Source organism: Nocardiopsis suaedae (assembly GCF_027706745.1).
GTDB lineage: Bacteria > Actinomycetota > Actinomycetes > Streptosporangiales > Streptosporangiaceae > Nocardiopsis_A > Nocardiopsis_A suaedae.
The window spans coordinates 34,629-50,434 of sequence record NZ_JAQFWP010000031.1; the positions used below are offsets into that span (position 1 = coordinate 34,629).

The following is a 15,806-nucleotide window of genomic DNA, read 5'->3' on the forward strand; positions in this document are numbered from 1 at the left end:
GCGCGGACCGTGGACACCGCAGGGGACGTGCGCCGCCGGCTGGCGCGGGAGCTGCCGCAGGCGCGGCGCCTCTCCTCGGCCGCCGCCCGGCTGGCGCTGGTGGCCACCGCCGCGACCGTGGCCCGGTCCGGGCTGCTGGCCGCCGCGCTCGCCGCCGGGTTCGGCGGCGGACCGCCGGAGCGGACGGCCGGGCTCCTGCTCGGCGCGGGCGCGGCGGCGGCCGTTCAGGCGGCGGCCGCGCGCGCCCACACGGCGCTGTCCGAGCGGGCCGCCGCCGCGGCCCGCACCGGACTGCGGCTGCGGCTGCTGGAGCACGCCCGGCGGCTGGGCCCGGTGCGGCTGCAGAACCTCCGCGGCGGCGACCTTTCCACCCTGCTCACCCGGGGGACCGACGCGCTGGGCCCGTACTACACCGGGTACCTGCCCGCGGCGGCCGCCGCGCGCACCGCCCCCGTCGCGGTGCTCGCGGTGCTGGCACTGGCCGACTGGCCCTCCGCGCTGGCGGTCGCCCTCACCCTGCCGCTGATCCCCGTGTTCGGCGCCCTGGTCGGGGCCCACACCCGCGACCGGACCGCCCGGCAGTGGGACCTGCTCTCCCGCCTCGGCGGCCACTTCGCCGACACCGTGGCGGGCCTGCCGTCGCTGCGCGCCTTCGGCCGGGCCGGGCAGCGGTCCCGCGCGGTGCGCGCCATGGCCGACCGGTACCGGGGCGCCACCATGCGGGTGCTACGCACCGCCTTCCTCTCCTCCCTGGTGCTGGAGCTGGTCGCGACGCTGTCGGTCGCGCTGGTCGCGGTCCCCCTGGGCCTCCGCCTGCTGTCCGGCGGCGCCGACCTGTCCACCGCGCTGCTCGTCCTCTTCCTCGCCCCCGAGGCCTACCTGCCGCTGCGCGCCCTGGGCGCGGCCTACCACGACAGCGCTGAGGGGACCGCCGCGGCCCGGCGCGCCTTCGCCGTCCTCGACACCCCGGTGCCGGAGGGCGGGGGCTTCGCCCGGCCGCCGCACCCCGCGCCCGGCGACGGCGGCCCGGCCGTGCTGCTGGACGGCGCCTCGGCCCGGTACCCCGGGGCCCAGGCACCCGCCCTGGACGGGGTGGACCTGCGGATCGACCCCGGCGAGCGGGTCGCGCTCGTCGGCCCGAGCGGAGCGGGCAAGTCCACCCTGCTGGCCCTGGTGCTGGGGCTGCTGCCGCCCGAGCGCGGGCGGGTCGCCGTCGCCGGGGACACCGCCTGGGTTCCGCAGCGCCCCCACCTGTTCGCGGGGACGGTCGAGGAGAACATCCGCCTGGCCCGTCCCGGCGCCACCGGCGCCGAGGTGCGCGAGGCCGCGCGCGCGGCCGAGGCCCACGGCTTCATCTCCCGCCTGCCCGACGGCTACGCCACCGCCCTGGGCGACGAGGGGTTCGGACTCTCCTCCGGCCAGCGCCGCCGCATCGCCCTGGCCCGGGCCTTCCTCTCCGGCGCCCCCGTGCTCGTGCTGGACGAGCCCACCGCCCACCTCGACCCGCGGTCCGAGGCCCAGGTGGTCGCCGCCATCGAGCGGCTGTCCGCGGGGCGCACGGTGGTCGCCGCCACCCACCGCTCCGCGCCGCTGCAGGGCATGGACCGCGTCGTGACCGCGGGGGGCGCCCGATGACCGGCCGCCTGCTGCGCCTGGCCGCCCCCGCCCTGCCCCGGGTGTGCGCGGCCGCCGCCGTCGCCGTCGGCGCCGAGCTCGCCTCGATCGGGCTCACCGCGACCGCGGCCTGGCTCATCTCCCGGGCCGCCCAGCAGCCGCCGATCGCCGCCCTGGGCCTGGCCATCGTGGGCGTGCGCGCGCTCGCCCTGGTGCGCGGGCCGCTGCGCTACGCCGACCGGCTGCTGGGCCACGACGCCGTCCTCGCGGCCGTGGCCGACCTGCGCGCCCGCGTGTTCGCCGCGCTCGTCCCGCTGGCCCCGCACGGCAGCTCCGTCTTCCGCGGCGGCGACCTGCTCACCCGGTTCGTCGACGACGTCGACGCCGTCCACGACCTGCTCCTGCGCTGCCTGGTCCCTGCCGCGGCGGCCGCGGCCGTGGGCACCGCCGCGACCGCCGCGACCGCCGCGGTGCTCCCCGCCGCCGGGGCCGTGCTGGCCGCGGGACTGCTCGCCGCGGCGGCGGCCTGCGCCCCGTCCGCCCTGGCCGGGCGGCGCGGCCCGCGGCGGGCCGCCGCGCGGGGGGCCTTCGCCGACGCCGCCGCCGACCTGGTCCGCGGCGCCGCCGACCTGGAGGTGCTGGGGGCCGCCGACGCCGCCGTCCGGCGGGCCGAACGGGCCGAGCGCGAGGCGACCCGCCTGGAGCTGCGCGCCGACCGCGCGGCAGGCGCCGCCTCCGCCGCCGTACTGCTCCTCCAGGGCCTGACCGCGGTGGCGGTGGCCGGGCTGGCGCTGCGGGCGCGCCAGGACGGCGGCCTGGACCCGGTGCTGCCCGCGGTGCTGGCGGTCACCGCCCTGGCCGCCTTCGAGCCGGCCGCCGCCCTCCCGGCCGCCGCCCGCCGCTTCGGCGAGCTCTCCGAGGGCGCCGCCCGGCTGGCGGCGGTGCTGGACGCCCCCGCGCCGGTCACCGAACCACCCGGCCCCGGCCCCGAACCGCTCGGCTCCGGTGTGGAGGTGCGCGGCCTGCGCGCCCGCTACGGTCCGGGCCGCCCCTGGGCGCTCGACGGACTGGACCTGCGCCTGGAACCGGGGACCACGACCGCCCTGGCGGGCGCCAGCGGGTCGGGCAAGTCCACCCTGGTCGACGTGCTGCTGCGGTTCCTCGACTACGAGGACGGCAGCGTCCGCCTCGGCGGGGCCGAGCTGCGCGGCGTTCCGGGGGACCGCGTGCGCCGCACCGTGGCCGGGCTGACCCGGCACGACCGCCTCCTGCACTCCTCCGTCCGGGACAACCTGCTGCTGGCCCGTCCGGAGGCGGGCGCCGGGGAGCTGCGCCGGGCCGCCGCCCGGGTGCGGCTGCTCGCCTGGATCGAGGCGCTGCCCCAGGGGTGGGACACGGTCCTCGGCGAGGACGGGGCGGCGATGTCCGGCGGGCAGCGGCGCCGCCTGCTGCTCGCCCGCGCCCTGCTGGCCGACCCGCAGGTGCTGGTGCTGGACGAGCCCACCGAGGGCCTGGACGCGGCCACCGCCGAAGAGGTGCTCGGCGACGTGCTCGGCGCCGCCCGCGGGCGCACCGTGCTCTTGGTCTCCCACCACCCGGCGGCGCTCGCCGCCGCCGACAAGGTCGCCGTCATCACCGAAGGAGGTGTCCGCCCGGCGGAGGTATAGCGCCGCTATCGCGGAACGGGACGCGAATATCGCCGCCCCGCGCATTCTGTCCCCTGCCCGCACGCATGGACCGATGAGATGAGGAGCCCCCCCGTGTCCGACCCCCTTTCCCGTGACGAACTCCGCGAACGCAACGAGGCGACGGTCGAGAGGTACTTCCTGACCGGGGCACAGGACCGTGCCCGGCGCCACCTGCTCTACACCGACGACGGTTCCACATCACTGTTCTTCACCGACATCGGCGAGCCCATCACGGTGCGCGGAAGGGACAACCTGGCGAAGCACGGCGAGCTGTCCCTGAAGGTGCTCCCCGACTGGCGCTGGATCGGCCTGGAGATCTTCTCCACTCAGGATCCCGGCCGCTTCTGGGCCGAATGCGACGGCGAGGGCACCATCCGGTTCCCCGGATATCCGGAGGGCCGCTACCGCAACCACTTCCTCTTCTCCTTCCGGCTCTCCGACGGGCGCATCTCCGAGAGCCGCGAGTACACCAACCCCATCGAGCACATGCGCGCGCTCGGAATCGCCACCCCCCGCATCGAACGCGGCTGGATCCCCGCCGAGTGAGGAGACCCCCCATGGCCACCACCTCCCCCTCCCGAACCGTCCTCGACATGATCACCGGCGCCTGGCGGACCCAGGCCCTGCACACCGCGGTGCGCCTGGGCGTGCCCGACCGCATCGCCGCCGGGACCGGCGACCCCGACGCCATCGCCGAGCAGACCGGCGCCGACCCCGCGGCCGTGCGCCGCCTGCTGCGCCTCCTGGCCGACCTGGGCGTGCTGGAGCGCGACGGCGGCGCCTACCGCAACACCCCCGTGTCCGAGCTGCTCATGGACCGCCCCGGGTCGCTGCGCGACATGTGCCTGCTCTACGGCGCCGAGTTCTACCGGGCCTGGGAGCACGCCGCCGACGTGGTGGCCGGCCCCGGGGCGCCCGGCTTCGAGCGCGCCTACGGCCAGCCGCTGATCACCTACCTGAGCAGGGACGGGGAGGCCGCCGCCCGGTTCCAGCGGGCCATGCAGGCCGGGCACTTCTTCTTCGAGCGCCTGCCGGAGGTGGTGGACTTCTCCGGCGCCGTCGTCGTCGACGTCGCCGGCGGCAGCGGCAGCCTGCTCGCCGCGGTGCTCGACCGCTTCCCGGACGCCCGCGGGCTGCTCATCGACCTGGACCACATGGTGCCGATCGCGCAGGCCACCCTCGACGAGGCGATCGGCGCCGGGCGCGCCGAGGCCATCGCCGGGGACGTCTTCGAGTCCATCCCCTCCGGCGGGGACATCTACCTGCTCTCCCGGCTGCTCGGCGACTGGGACGACGCCGCCTGCGTGCGCCTGCTGGAGAACTGCCGCCGCGCGGCCCCCGCCGACGGGCGGATCCTCGTCCTCGAACGGGTGGTCGGCAAGGGCGAGGACCCCGAGCTCGCGTCCCTGTGGGACCTGCACCTGCTGATGATGAACGGCGGCGGCCAGCGGACCCTCGACCAGTTCCGCGCCCTGGCCGAGGCGGCCGGGCTGCGTGTGGAGCGGCTCGTCCCGCTGCCCATGGGCAACGCCTGCATCGAACTCCGTCCGGCCGACGGCGGCCGGACGGCCCCCTGAAGCACCGACCCCTGAAACACCGATCCGACCTGAGGAGAGGCATGCCGAAGATCACCTACGTGGCCGCCGACGACGGCGAGCGCACGGTCGACGTCCCCGTGGGCACCAGTGTCATGCGCGGCGCCGTGTCCAACGGCGTCCCGGGCATCGTCGCCCAGTGCGGCGGCAACGCCCAGTGCGCCACCTGCCACGTCTACGTCGACCCGGACCGCTACGGCGCGCTGCCGCCGATGAGCGACCACGAGGACGCGATGCTCGACACCACCGCCTGCCCGCGCCGCGAGACGAGCCGGCTGAGCTGCCAGCTCAAGGCCGACGCGGACTTCGAGGGCCTGACCGTGACCACACCGGAGCGGCAGCGATGACACACGGAGCCGACGGCCGCGTCGTGGTCGTGGGCGCGGGGATCGCCGGCCAGCAGGTGGCGTTCGGGCTGCGGGAACAGGGGTACGCGGGCGCGGTGGCGCTGGTCGGCGACGAGCCGGGGGCGCCCTACGAGCGCCCCCCGCTCACCAAGGCCTACCTGCGCGGCGACATCGGCCCGGACGAGCTGGAGCCGCGCCCGGCCGAGCTGTACCGGCGCGAGCGCATCGACCTGGTCCGGGCACGCGCCGAGCGGATCGACCGGGCCGGGCGCACGGTGGTGCTCGACGACGGCCGCCGCCTGCCCTACGACCGCCTGGTGCTGGCCACCGGGGCGCGCAACCGGCCGCTGCGCGCGCCCGGCGGCGACCTGGAGGGCGTGTTCTCGCTGCGCACGCGCCGGGAGGCGGATGCCCTGCGGGAGGCGCTGGCCGGGGCCGGGAGCATCGTGGTGGCCGGCGCCGGGTTCATCGGGCTGGAGTTCGCCGCCGCCGTGTCCGCCCACGGGCACAAGGCGACGATCGTGGAGAGCCGGGCGCGCCCGCTGGGCCGGGCGGTCTCGGCGCACACCGCGGCGCACTTCACCTCGCTGCACGAGCGGCACGGCACGGGCTTCGTGTTCGGCGAGGAGGTCGCCGCCCTGCACGGGGACCGGGCCGGGCGGGTGCGCGAGGTGGAACTGACCGACGGCACCGTCCTGCCCGCCGACCTGGTGCTGGCCGCCGTCGGCGCGGCACCGGACACCCGGCTGGCCGAGGGGGCGGGCCTGCCCGTGGACGACGGGGTGGCGGTGGACGCGCGGCTGCGCACCCGCGACCCGCGCGTCCTGGCGGTGGGCGACTGCGCCTCGATGGCACCCGCTTCGGGGACGGGGCCGCGGCTACGCCTGGAGTCGGTGCAGAACGCGCTCGACCAGGCGTCGTACGCGGCCGAGCGGCTGGCCCGCCCGGACGAGGGGGAGGACGCCCCGCCCTATGGCCGCCTCCCCTGGTTCTGGAGCGACCAGTACGACTCGTCGCTGCAGATCGCCGGGCTGGCCGCGGGCCACGACCGGGCGGTGCTGGTCGGCGACGGGGACGAGGCGTTCTCGGTGCTGCTGTACCGGCGGGGGGCGCTGGCCGCGGTGGAGTCGGTGAACCGCCCGGCCGACCACATGGCGGCCCGGCGGCTGCTCGCCGAGGGCCGGGCGCCGACGCCGGAGCAGGCCGCGGCCCCGGACTTCTCGCTGCGCGCCTTCGCGCGCGCGGGGGGATAGCGAAAAAGGGGACGGCGCCGACCGCTGAGTCCGGCGCCGCCCCCTGGCACTGGGCGTGCGGCCCCTAGTGGTGGTCCTTCACCCAGGCGCCGGAGTCGACGCAGGCACCGTTGCCGATGCCCAGGATGCCGATGCCGTTGCCGCACACGTTCACCGGAACGTTCGCGTCGGCCACGACCTGGTTGCCCCCGAGGATGGAGCCGTTGCCCGAGGTGATCGGGCCGTCGTGGGCGAAGGCGGGGGCACCGGCCATCAGAACGCCCGCGGAGGCGGCGGCGACGGCACCGGCGGCGAACATCTTCTTCATCATGTGCTACCTCGTCTCGCGGCTCCCGCCGTCCACGGGACACCGCAATATCGACTATCTGTACATAAATGGACACGCTCCGCATCCACTGGGGCCAATCTAGCCCCACCGCCCCCACGCATGTCGGCATTTCACGGAAAATTAGTTTCGGCGCCTGATTCTCATGTTCACCGTCCGGGCGTTGCCCTACCCTGCGGACCGGGTAGGCCACACCCCATGGATGAGACCCCCCACCGCCCCGACGCGGTGCCGACGTGGCTGTTCGACTGGGGCCGGATCAAGTGGCGCGTGTCGCCGCGGACCTCCCCCGGCACCGCGCTCACCGTCGGCGACGTGCACGTCCACCCCGGGAAGGGCCACGACCGGCACCGCCACCCCGAGTCCGACGAGGTCATCTACGTGCTCTCCGGCACCGGGGAGCAGACCGTCGGCGACGCGCCCGCCTTCCCCGTCTCGGCCGGGGACGTGGTGCACGTGCCCCGCGACGTCCTGCACTCCACGTTCAACACCGGCTGGTCCACCCTGGAGCTGGTCGTCGTCTACTCCCCCGCGGGGGCCGAGGAGGCGCTGCGCTCGGCGCCCGGCTTCCGCGAGGCCGCACCCGGCGAGCACCCTCCGGCGGTGAACGGATGAGCGCACCCGCCGTCGCCGTCCTGGGCACCCTCGACACCAAGGGCGCCGAGGTCGGATTCGTCGTGGAGCGGCTCGCCGCCGCCGGGCTGCGCACCGTCGTGGTCGACACCGGGTCCTCCGCCCCCGGCGGCGGGCCCCGGCCCGACGTCGCCGTGCGGGACGCCGTCGCCCTGGCCGGGGACGGGGACCGCGGCGCCGCCGTGGCCGCCCTGGCCGAAGGCGCCCGCACCGCCGTCCTGGCCCTGCGCGCCGAGGGCCGCCTCGACGGCGCCCTCGCGGTCGGCGGCACCGGCGGCACCTCCCTCGCCGCCCACGCACTGCGCGCCCTGCCGCTGGGGGTGCCCAAGGCGGTGGTGTCCACCGCCGCCTCCGGCGACACCCGCCCCTACATCGGCGAGACCGACCTGGTCCTCATGCCCAGCGTGGTGGACGTGGCCGGGCTGAACAGCGTCTCCACCCGCGTTCTGGCCAACGCCTGCGACGCGGTCGCGGGCATGGTGCGCGGAGCCCCGGTGGAGCGGCCCGCCGCAGGGGCCACCGTCGCCGCCAGCATGTTCGGCGTCACCACGCCCGCGGTCACCCGCGCGCGGGAGCTGATGGAAGAGCGGGGCGACGAGGTGCTCGTGTTCCACATGACCGGCACCGGCGGGCGCGCCCTGGAGTCCCTCGCCGACGGGGGCGCCCTCGACGGCGTCCTCGACCTGACCACGACCGAGCTCGCCGACGAGCTGGTCGGCGGGGTCATGTCGGCGGGCCCCGGACGGCTGGGCGGCGGCCCACGCGTCCCCCGCGTGGTCTCGCTCGGCGCCCTGGACATGGTCAACTTCGGCCCGCGCGAGACGGTGCCCGAGCGCTTCGCCGACCGCCGCCTGCTGGTGCACAACCCCACGGTGACGCTCATGCGGACCACCCCGGCCGAGTGCGCCGAGCTGGGCGCCCGGCTGGCGGCCCGCGCCGCGGCCCGGGAGGGGCCCACCGCGGTGCTGCTGCCGCTGCGCGGCGTGTCCGCGGTCGCCGGGCAGGGCGGCCCCTTCCACGACCCGGACGCCGACGCCGCCCTGTTCGGCGCGGTGCGCGACGGCCTGGCCGGCACCGGTGTACGGGTCGAGGAGCTGGACACCGACATCAACGACCCGACGTTCGCCGACGCCGCCGTCGCGGTGCTCGCCGAACTCGGCGGAACCACCGAGGAGAAGTGAGGGCATGGCCGGGATTCCCAGGGCGGAGATCCTCCAGCGGCTCAAGGCCAAGAGAGAGGCGCGCACCCCGATCATCGGCGGCGGCGCGGGCATCGGACTGTCGGCCAAGTGCCAGGAGGAGGGCGGCGCCGACATCCTGGTGGTCTACAACTCAGGGCGCTACCGGATGGCGGGCCGCGGCTCGCTGGCCGGGCTGCTGGCCTACGGCAACGCCAACGAGATCGTCGAGGAGATGGCGCGGGAGGTGCTGACCGCCGTGCGGGACACCCCCGTACTGGCGGGCGTCAACGGCACCGACCCGTTCTGCGACTTCGACGTGTTCCTCCCGCGGCTCGCCGCCCTCGGGTACTCGGGGGTGCAGAACTTCCCCACGGTCGGCCTCATCGACGGGGTGTTCCGGGCCAACCTGGAGGAGACCGGGATGGGCTACGCCCACGAGGTGGAGCTGGTCCGCCGCGCCCGCGCGCTGGACCTGTTCACCTCCCCCTACGTCTTCTCCGCCGAGGACGCGGCCGCCATGGCCGGGGCCGGGGCCGACGTGGTCGTGTGCCACATGGGCCTGACCACCGGCGGCACCATCGGCGCGGAGACCGCCCTGTCCCTGGAGGAGTGCGTGCCGCTGATCGACGAGTGGTCGCGCGCCGCGCTGGAGGTGCGCCCGGAGGCGACGGTGCTGTGCCACGGCGGCCCGATCGCCGAGCCGCAGGACGCCGCGTACATCCTGCGGACCTGCCGGGACGTGCACGGCTTCTACGGCGCATCGTCCATGGAGCGGCTGCCCGTCGAGCAGGCCCTGACCGCGCGCACGCGGGAGTTCTCCGGCCTCACGTTCTGATCCGCCCCGAAACGTCGGGGGCGCGCCGTACGATGGACGCCCCCCCGACGGAAAGGGCATCCGCGATGACGGAGCAAGGGCTGGACGAGACGCTGGAGGCCCACCGCGGCGAGCTCACCGGGCACTGCTACCGGATGCTGGGCTCGGCTTTCGAGGCCGACGACGCGGTGCAGGAGACGATGGTGCGGGCCTGGCGCGCGCACGGGCGGTGCGAGGGCCGCTCGGCCCTGCGCTCCTGGCTCTACCGCATCGCCACCAACGTGTGCCTGGACATGCTCCAGGGGCGGCAGCGGCGCGCCCGCCCGGTGGACATGGCCCCGGCGGGGACCGCGTCCACCCCGCTGGGGGCGCCGCTGCCCGAGTCGGCGTGGGTGATGCCCATCCCCGACCAGCGCATCGCCCCGCCCGACAGCGGCGACCCGGCCGATGCCGTGGTCTCCCGGGAGACCGTCCGGCTCGCCTTCATCGCCGCGCTGCAGCACCTGCCGCCGCGCCAGCGCGCTGTGCTCATCCTGCGCGAGGTGCTGCGCTGGCGCGCCGCCGAGGTGGCCGACCTGCTCGACACCTCGGTCGCCTCGGTCAACAGCGCGCTGCAGCGGGCCCGGGCGACGCTGGCCGCGCACGGCGCCGCCGCCTCCCCCTCCTCCCCGGAGATGGACGATGAGCACAAGGAGCTGCTCACCAAGTACGTGGACACCTTCGAGCGCTACGACATCGCCGCCCTGGTCACGCTGTTGCGCGACGACGCCGCCATGACGATGCCCCCCTTCCCGCTCTGGCTGCGCGGCCACGACGACATCGCCGCGTTCATGCTCGGCCCCGGGGAGAAGTGCCGGGACTCGCGCCTGGTGCCGGTCTCGGCCAACGGCGCCCCGGCCTTCGGCCACTACCACCCGGCGGAGGACGGCGACGGCCACGTGCCGTGGGCGCTGCAGGTGCTGGACGTCGAGGACGGCCGCATCACCGGGCTGCACTGCTTCCTGGACACGCAGGCGCTGTTCCCGCTGTTCGGACTGCCGCCGCGGATGTGATCCGCGTCCGCCTCCGGTGGCCGGTGAATAGATCTGCGCACCTATGAGCGTTATGGGACGATGGCGCACCCGTATCACCGACCACCGGGGGAAGCACCATGCCCACGGCCGAATCCATCACCGCCTGGTTCTCCGACCACGCCGGCGCACTGCTCTCCGGAGCGCTCAACATCGTCATCATCGTCGTGCTCGCCGCGGTCGCGCGGGTGCTGCTGGGGCGGCTGGTCACGGCGATGGTCAAGCGCATCGCCGACTCCCGGGAGCGGCTGCCGCGCGGCAACGGGGCGGCGGCCGAGCGCCAGCGCGCGCGGGCCGAGACGATCGGGTCGGTGCTGCGCAGCGTCGCCTCCTTCACCGTGTTCGGCGTCGCCCTGTTCATGGTCCTGGGTGAGCTGGGCATCAACCTCGGCCCCCTGCTGGCCAGCGCGGGCGTGCTCGGCCTGGCGATCGGCTTCGGCGCCCAGGGCCTGGTCAAGGACTTCGTCTCCGGCATGGCGATGATGCTGGAGGACCAGTACGGCGTCGGGGACACCGTGGACGTGGGCGAGGCCGTGGGCACCATCGAGGAGGTGGGCCTGCGGATCACCAAGGTGCGGGACATCAACGGCGGGCTCTGGTACGTCCGCAACGGCGAGATCCTGCGGGTCTGCAACATGAGCCAGGGCTGGGCCAACGCCGTGGTGGACGTCCCGGTGTCGGCCGAGGCCTCCCCCGCCGCGGCCGAGGCGGCCGCCCGCCGCGCGGCCGAGGGCTTCTCCTCCGCCCCCGAGGCCGCCGGGGCCCTGCTGGAGGACCCGACGGTGGTCGGCGTCCAGGACATCGCCAACGGCGCGATGACCCTGCGCGTGACCGTCCGCACCCGGCCCGGCGAGCAGTGGGCCGTCGGCCGCGCGCTGCGGGCGCGGATCAAGAGCGAGATGGACGCCGACGGCATCGCGATGGCGCGCCCGGTCCCCGCCCTCTGAGCCCCGCCGCACGAGCGGAACCGCAGTTGGCCACGGTGCCCGGACGGGCACCGTGGCCAACTGCTACTACCGGGTAGTAACAGTGACTTGTTACCCACCGGTAGTCGCTTGCGAGCCCAGACACCCGAGGTCTGCGGCCACCGCGGGCGCCAACAGCAGCGGAGCGCGCCAATGACGCACTACAAGAGCAACCTCCGTGACCTCGAGTTCAACCTCTTCGAGGTCTTCAAGCGCCAGGACGTGCTGGGCGGCGGCCCGTTCCCGGAGCTGGACGAGGACACGGCACGGACCATCCTCGACGAGGTGAACCGGCTCGCGACCGGCGTGGTCGCCGAGTCCTTCGAGGACGCCGACCGCAACCCGCCCGTCTTCGACCCCGCCTCCGGCACCGTCGCCCTCCCCGAGAGCCTGAAGAAGTCCTACCAGGCCTACATGGACGCGGGCTGGTACAACCTGGACCTGCCCCAGGAGCTGGGCGGCCTGGGCGCGCCCCGCTCGCTGGTCTGGGCCGCGGCCGAGCTGGTCCTGGGCGCCAACCCCTCCATCCACATGTACTCGGCGGGCCCGGGCTTCGCGAGCATCCTCCACCAGGAGGGCAACGCCGACCAGAAGCGCTTCGCCGAGCTGGCCATCGAGCGCGGCTGGGGCGCCACCATGGTGCTCACCGAGCCCGACGCCGGATCCGACGTCGGCGCCGGCCGCACCAAGGCCGTCGACCAGGGCGACGGCACCTGGCACATCGAGGGCGTCAAGCGCTTCATCACCTCCGCCGAGCAGGACATGACGGAGAACATCTTCCACCTGGTGCTGGCCCGCCCCGAGGGCGCCAAGCCCGGGACGAAGGGCCTGTCGCTGTTCCTGGTGCCCAAGTACCTGGTCGACCTGGAGACCGGCGAGCCCGGCGAGCGCAACGGCGCCTACGTCACCAACGTCGAGCACAAGATGGGCCTGAAGGCCTCCACCACCTGCGAGCTGACCTTCGGCGCCAAGCACCCGGCCGTGGGCTACCTGGTGGGCGACAAGCACGACGGCATCCGGCAGATGTTCCTCATCATCGAGTACGCCCGGATGATGGTCGGCACCAAGGCCATCGCCACGCTGTCCACCGGCTACCTGAACGCCCTGGAGTACGCCAAGGAGCGCAAGCAGGGCGCCGACCTGACGCGGATGTCCGACAAGGCGGCCCCCCGCGTCGCCATCACCCGCCACCCCGACGTGCGCCGCAGCCTGATGACGCAGAAGGCCTACGCCGAGGCGCTGCGCGCGCTCGTCATCTACACCGCCACCCAGCAGGACGCGGTGCAGATCGCCGAGCAGGCCGGGGAGGAGCACGACGACGTCGTCGCCCTCAACGACCTGCTGCTGCCCATCGTCAAGGGCGTGGGCTCGGAGCGCTCCTACGCGCTGCTGGCCGAGTCGCTGCAGACCCTCGGCGGCTCCGGGTACCTGCAGGAGTACCCGATCGAGCAGTACATCCGGGACGCCAAGATCGACACCCTCTACGAGGGCACCACCGCCATCCAGGCCCAGGACTTCTTCTTCCGGAAGATCGTCAAGAACAACGGCCAGGCGTTCGGCCGCCTGATGGGCGAGATCAAGGGCTTCGCCGACAGCGAGGCGGGCAACGGCCGCCTCAAGGAGGAGCGGGCCCTGCTGGCCGACGCCGCCGCCGACGTCGAGAAGATCGTCGAGGTCATGGTCGGCGACGCGATGCGCTCCGCCGAGGAGCCGCGCGAGCTGTACAAGGTCGGGCTGAACGCCACCCGCCTGCTCATGTGCGTGGGCGACGTGGTGCTGGGATGGCTGCTGCTGCGCCAGGCCGAGGTCGCCCTGGAGAAGCTGGACGGCGCCGACGCCGCCGACGCCGACTTCTACACCGGCAAGATCGCCGCCGCGCGCTTCTTCGCCGCCCAGGTGCTGCCGAAGACCGCCTCCGAGCGGGCCATCGCGCAGAACACCGGGCTGGACCTCATGGACGTTCCGGAATCGGCCTTCTAGACCGCACCCCCCGCGTCCACCTGGGGCGCGGTCTGGACACCCCGCGGGCGGGGCGCTTCGGCGCCCCGCCCGTTCCGCGCGCCCCGATTGGCCCTGCGCTCCCGGGGGTAGGGGCCATGAGCGGACGCGGAAAGGACGGGGTGGACATGGGCATCGGCCTGGGCATCTTCCTCATGGTCATCGGCGCCGTGCTCACGTTCGGTATCACCGCCGACGTGGCCGGCCTGGACTTGAACGCGATCGGCTACATCCTCATGGCCGCCGGGCTGGCGGTCGTGGTCATCTCCATCCTGCTGATGCTGGCCCGCCGGGACCGCGGCGACCGCGTCCACAACGACCCCGACGTCGTCTAGACACCGGCGTCTAGTACCGCCGCAGCAGGAGCGCCAGCACCGCCGAGGCGCCCAGCGTGGTCACGGTGACCGGGACGAACGCGGCCTGGAAGCCGTACCCGGCCTGCAGGATCAGCCCGGCCAGCACGGTCGCCACCACCGTGGTGGTGAAGCCGCTCATGTTCACCAGCCCCGACGCCACGCCGGTGCGCTCGGGGGACAGCCCGTCGCGGGCGAAGTCGAACGACAGCGCCGGGGCCATCACCGCCCCGGCGGCGCTGAGCGCCACCACGGCCACCACCAGCGGCACGGGCGGTCCGGACGGCCAGGCCACCAGGGCCAGCCACCCCGCCCCCAGCAGCGGCGCCAGGCACAGCGCGAACGGCCGCCGCACCCCCGGGCGGCGGCCGACCACCGCCCCCAGCACCGGCGAGAGCCACAGCACCCCGACCCCGAGCGCGGTCAGCAGCGTGCTCGCCGCCGAAGGGCTCAGCCCGACGCCCTCCACCAGGAACGGGTAGCCCCACAGCACCCCGAGCATCGTGTAGGGCGCCATCACCGCGGCGTGGTGCGCCATGCCCACGCGGGGGCCGCGGGCGCGCAGCGCCTCCCGGACGGAGGCGGGCACCGGCACCGGGGCGTGCCGCTCCGGCGTCCGGACCCCCGCGGGGCGGTCGCGCACCAGCAGGGCGACCAGCAGCAGCATGGCGCCGGTGATCCCGGCGGTCGCCAGGAACGCCCCGGTCCACCCCAGCCCGTTCAGCAGGAAGGACAGCGGCGCGACGCTGGCGACCTGGCCCAGGCCGCCGGCCACCCCGGTCAGGGCGCTCACCAGGGCGTAGCGGCGGCGCGGGAACCACAGCGCGCCCAGCCGGATGACGTTGAGGAAGGTGACCGCGTCGCCGAGCCCGATGAGCACCCGTCCGGCGACGGCGGCGGCCACGCCGGTGGCGGAGGCGAACAGCACCGCCCCGGCCGCCATCGCGGCCAGCCCGGCCAGCAGGGAGCGGCGCGGCCCCACCCGGTCGGCCATGATCCCGGCCGGGACCTGCAGCACCACGTACACCAGCAGCTGCAGCATCGGCAGCAGGGACAGCAGCGCCGGGCCGGCGTCGAACCGCTCCTGGGCCTGCAGGGCGGCCACGCCCAGGCCGTTGCGGTGGAACATGGCCAGGAAGTAGACGCCGACGCCGGTCGCCCACACCAGCCAGGCGCGAGCGCCCCCGGCGGGCTCCGGCGGCGCATCGGCCCGGTCACCGGATGTCTGCGTGCGCACGGGCGCGCGCGAGGGCTCGGCGCTCATCGGCGCGCCCCCAGCCACCGCGCGGCGGTCCCCAGATGGACGCTGACGGCCTCGCGGGCCGCCACGGGGTCCGCGGCCCGGACGGCCTCCAGGATCGCCTCGTGCTCCTCGACGCTGCGCCGCATCCGCTCCGCGGTGCGGGTGCCCTCCTCCATCATCCGCAGCTGCCGGTCGCGCAGCGAGTCGTAGAGCCCGGCCAGGATCGCGTTGCCGCTGGCGGCGACGATCTCCCCGTGGAACCGGCGGTCGGCGGCGATGAACGCCCGCCGGTCACCCGCCAGCTCGGCGCGCATGGTGCCGAGCAGGTCGGCCAAGCGCTCGGCGAGGGGGCCGCGCACGTCGGCGGGCGCGGCGGCCGCGCGCTCGGCGGTGTGCCCCTCCACCAGGCGGCGCGTCTCCACCACGTCGTCGACCTCCTCCTGGGAGACCGGGACGATGAGCGCGCCTCGCTTGGGATAGAGCCGGACCAGGCCCTCGCTCTGCAGGCGCAGCAGGGCCTCCCGGACGGGGGTGCGGGAGACGCCCACCCCGGCGGCGATGTCGCCCTCGCTGATGAGCTCCCCGCCGCCGTAGCGGCGGGTGAGGATGGCGTCCTTGGTGAACGCGTAGGCCCGTTCGGTGGCCGATCCAGTGGTATCCATGTTGTATCTATGCTAAGGCCCGGTGAGGGCGGAAAAGACCGCGCCGGAATCCGGTAAAAGTCCGA

Annotated in this window: 16 protein-coding genes; 13 read left to right on the forward strand and 3 right to left on the reverse strand. The window is 75.2% G+C overall.

From position 1 onward, the window contains the following. The first annotated feature begins 9 nt into the window (after positions 1-9). From cydD to O4U47_RS16995, 6 genes are all read left to right on the forward strand, one after another. The gene (gene cydD / locus O4U47_RS16970) at positions 10-1,635 is read left to right on the forward strand and encodes a thiol reductant ABC exporter subunit CydD (RefSeq protein ID WP_270678851.1); all 1,626 of its coding nucleotides are present in this window, start codon (positions 10-12) and stop codon (positions 1,633-1,635) included. Further along, on the forward strand, positions 1,632-3,281 hold the full coding sequence (gene cydC, locus O4U47_RS16975; RefSeq protein ID WP_270678852.1) for a thiol reductant ABC exporter subunit CydC: 1,650 nt from the start codon (positions 1,632-1,634) through the stop codon (positions 3,279-3,281). Before cydD ends, cydC begins: the two co-directional genes overlap by 4 nt. A 93-nt stretch (positions 3,282-3,374) precedes the next feature. Beyond that, positions 3,375-3,848: a PhzA/PhzB family protein gene (locus O4U47_RS16980; protein WP_270678853.1), complete on the forward strand. Its 474-nt coding sequence runs from the start codon at positions 3,375-3,377 to the stop codon at positions 3,846-3,848. Between the two features lie 11 nt (positions 3,849-3,859). After that, positions 3,860-4,879 (forward strand): methyltransferase, encoded by a 1,020-nt coding sequence (locus O4U47_RS16985; RefSeq protein WP_270678854.1) that lies wholly within the window; start codon positions 3,860-3,862, stop codon positions 4,877-4,879. 41 nt (positions 4,880-4,920) lie between these two features. Beyond that, positions 4,921-5,244, forward strand: a complete 324-nt coding sequence (locus O4U47_RS16990; RefSeq protein WP_270678855.1) for a 2Fe-2S iron-sulfur cluster-binding protein — start codon at positions 4,921-4,923, stop codon at positions 5,242-5,244. Then, positions 5,241-6,497 carry an NAD(P)/FAD-dependent oxidoreductase gene (locus O4U47_RS16995; RefSeq protein ID WP_270678856.1) on the forward strand — a complete coding sequence of 419 codons (1,257 nt, stop codon included), beginning with the start codon at positions 5,241-5,243 and terminating at the stop codon, positions 6,495-6,497. The genes O4U47_RS16990 and O4U47_RS16995 overlap by 4 nt, the downstream gene beginning before the upstream one ends. A 64-nt stretch (positions 6,498-6,561) precedes the next feature. Here the strand turns inward: O4U47_RS16995 and O4U47_RS17000 are convergent, their stop codons facing one another. Then, positions 6,562-6,807: a DUF320 domain-containing protein gene (locus O4U47_RS17000; RefSeq protein ID WP_270678857.1), complete on the reverse strand. Its 246-nt coding sequence runs from the start codon at positions 6,805-6,807 to the stop codon at positions 6,562-6,564. A 213-nt stretch (positions 6,808-7,020) separates the two neighbouring features. On the opposite strand from O4U47_RS17000, the gene O4U47_RS17005 reads away from it, so the two are divergent. From O4U47_RS17005 to O4U47_RS17035, 7 genes are all read left to right on the forward strand, one after another. Continuing rightward, a complete protein-coding gene (locus O4U47_RS17005) occupies positions 7,021-7,437 on the forward strand; it encodes a cupin domain-containing protein (protein ID WP_270678858.1) in 417 nt (138 codons plus the stop codon). Further along, positions 7,434-8,636: a Tm-1-like ATP-binding domain-containing protein gene (locus O4U47_RS17010; RefSeq protein ID WP_270678859.1), complete on the forward strand. Its 1,203-nt coding sequence runs from the start codon at positions 7,434-7,436 to the stop codon at positions 8,634-8,636. Before O4U47_RS17005 ends, O4U47_RS17010 begins: the two co-directional genes overlap by 4 nt. Positions 8,637-8,640: 4 nt before the next feature. Then, positions 8,641-9,471, forward strand: a complete 831-nt coding sequence (locus tag O4U47_RS17015; RefSeq protein WP_270678860.1) for a phosphoenolpyruvate hydrolase family protein — start codon at positions 8,641-8,643, stop codon at positions 9,469-9,471. A gap of 32 nt (positions 9,472-9,503) precedes the next feature. Beyond that, a complete protein-coding gene (locus O4U47_RS17020; RefSeq protein ID WP_270678861.1) occupies positions 9,504-10,502 on the forward strand; it encodes a sigma-70 family RNA polymerase sigma factor in 999 nt (332 codons plus the stop codon). A 98-nt stretch (positions 10,503-10,600) separates the two neighbouring features. Beyond that, positions 10,601-11,467: a mechanosensitive ion channel family protein gene (locus O4U47_RS17025; protein ID WP_270678862.1), complete on the forward strand. Its 867-nt coding sequence runs from the start codon at positions 10,601-10,603 to the stop codon at positions 11,465-11,467. 171 nt (positions 11,468-11,638) lie between these two features. Next, complete coding sequence (locus O4U47_RS17030) at positions 11,639-13,465, forward strand: acyl-CoA dehydrogenase (protein WP_270678863.1); 1,827 nt, start codon at positions 11,639-11,641, stop codon at positions 13,463-13,465. A gap of 116 nt (positions 13,466-13,581) precedes the next feature. Next, positions 13,582-13,818 carry a DUF6458 family protein gene (locus O4U47_RS17035; RefSeq protein ID WP_270678864.1) on the forward strand — a complete coding sequence of 79 codons (237 nt, stop codon included), beginning with the start codon at positions 13,582-13,584 and terminating at the stop codon, positions 13,816-13,818. Between the two features lie 10 nt (positions 13,819-13,828). Here the strand turns inward: O4U47_RS17035 and O4U47_RS17040 are convergent, their stop codons facing one another. Together O4U47_RS17040 and O4U47_RS17045 are read right to left on the reverse strand one after the other, a co-directional pair. Continuing rightward, positions 13,829-15,100 (reverse strand): MFS transporter, encoded by a 1,272-nt coding sequence (locus O4U47_RS17040; RefSeq protein WP_270678865.1) that lies wholly within the window; start codon positions 15,098-15,100, stop codon positions 13,829-13,831. After that, positions 15,097-15,741: a GntR family transcriptional regulator gene (locus tag O4U47_RS17045; RefSeq protein ID WP_270678866.1), complete on the reverse strand. Its 645-nt coding sequence runs from the start codon at positions 15,739-15,741 to the stop codon at positions 15,097-15,099. Before O4U47_RS17045 ends, O4U47_RS17040 begins: the two co-directional genes overlap by 4 nt. Positions 15,742-15,806: the final 65 nt, after the last annotated feature.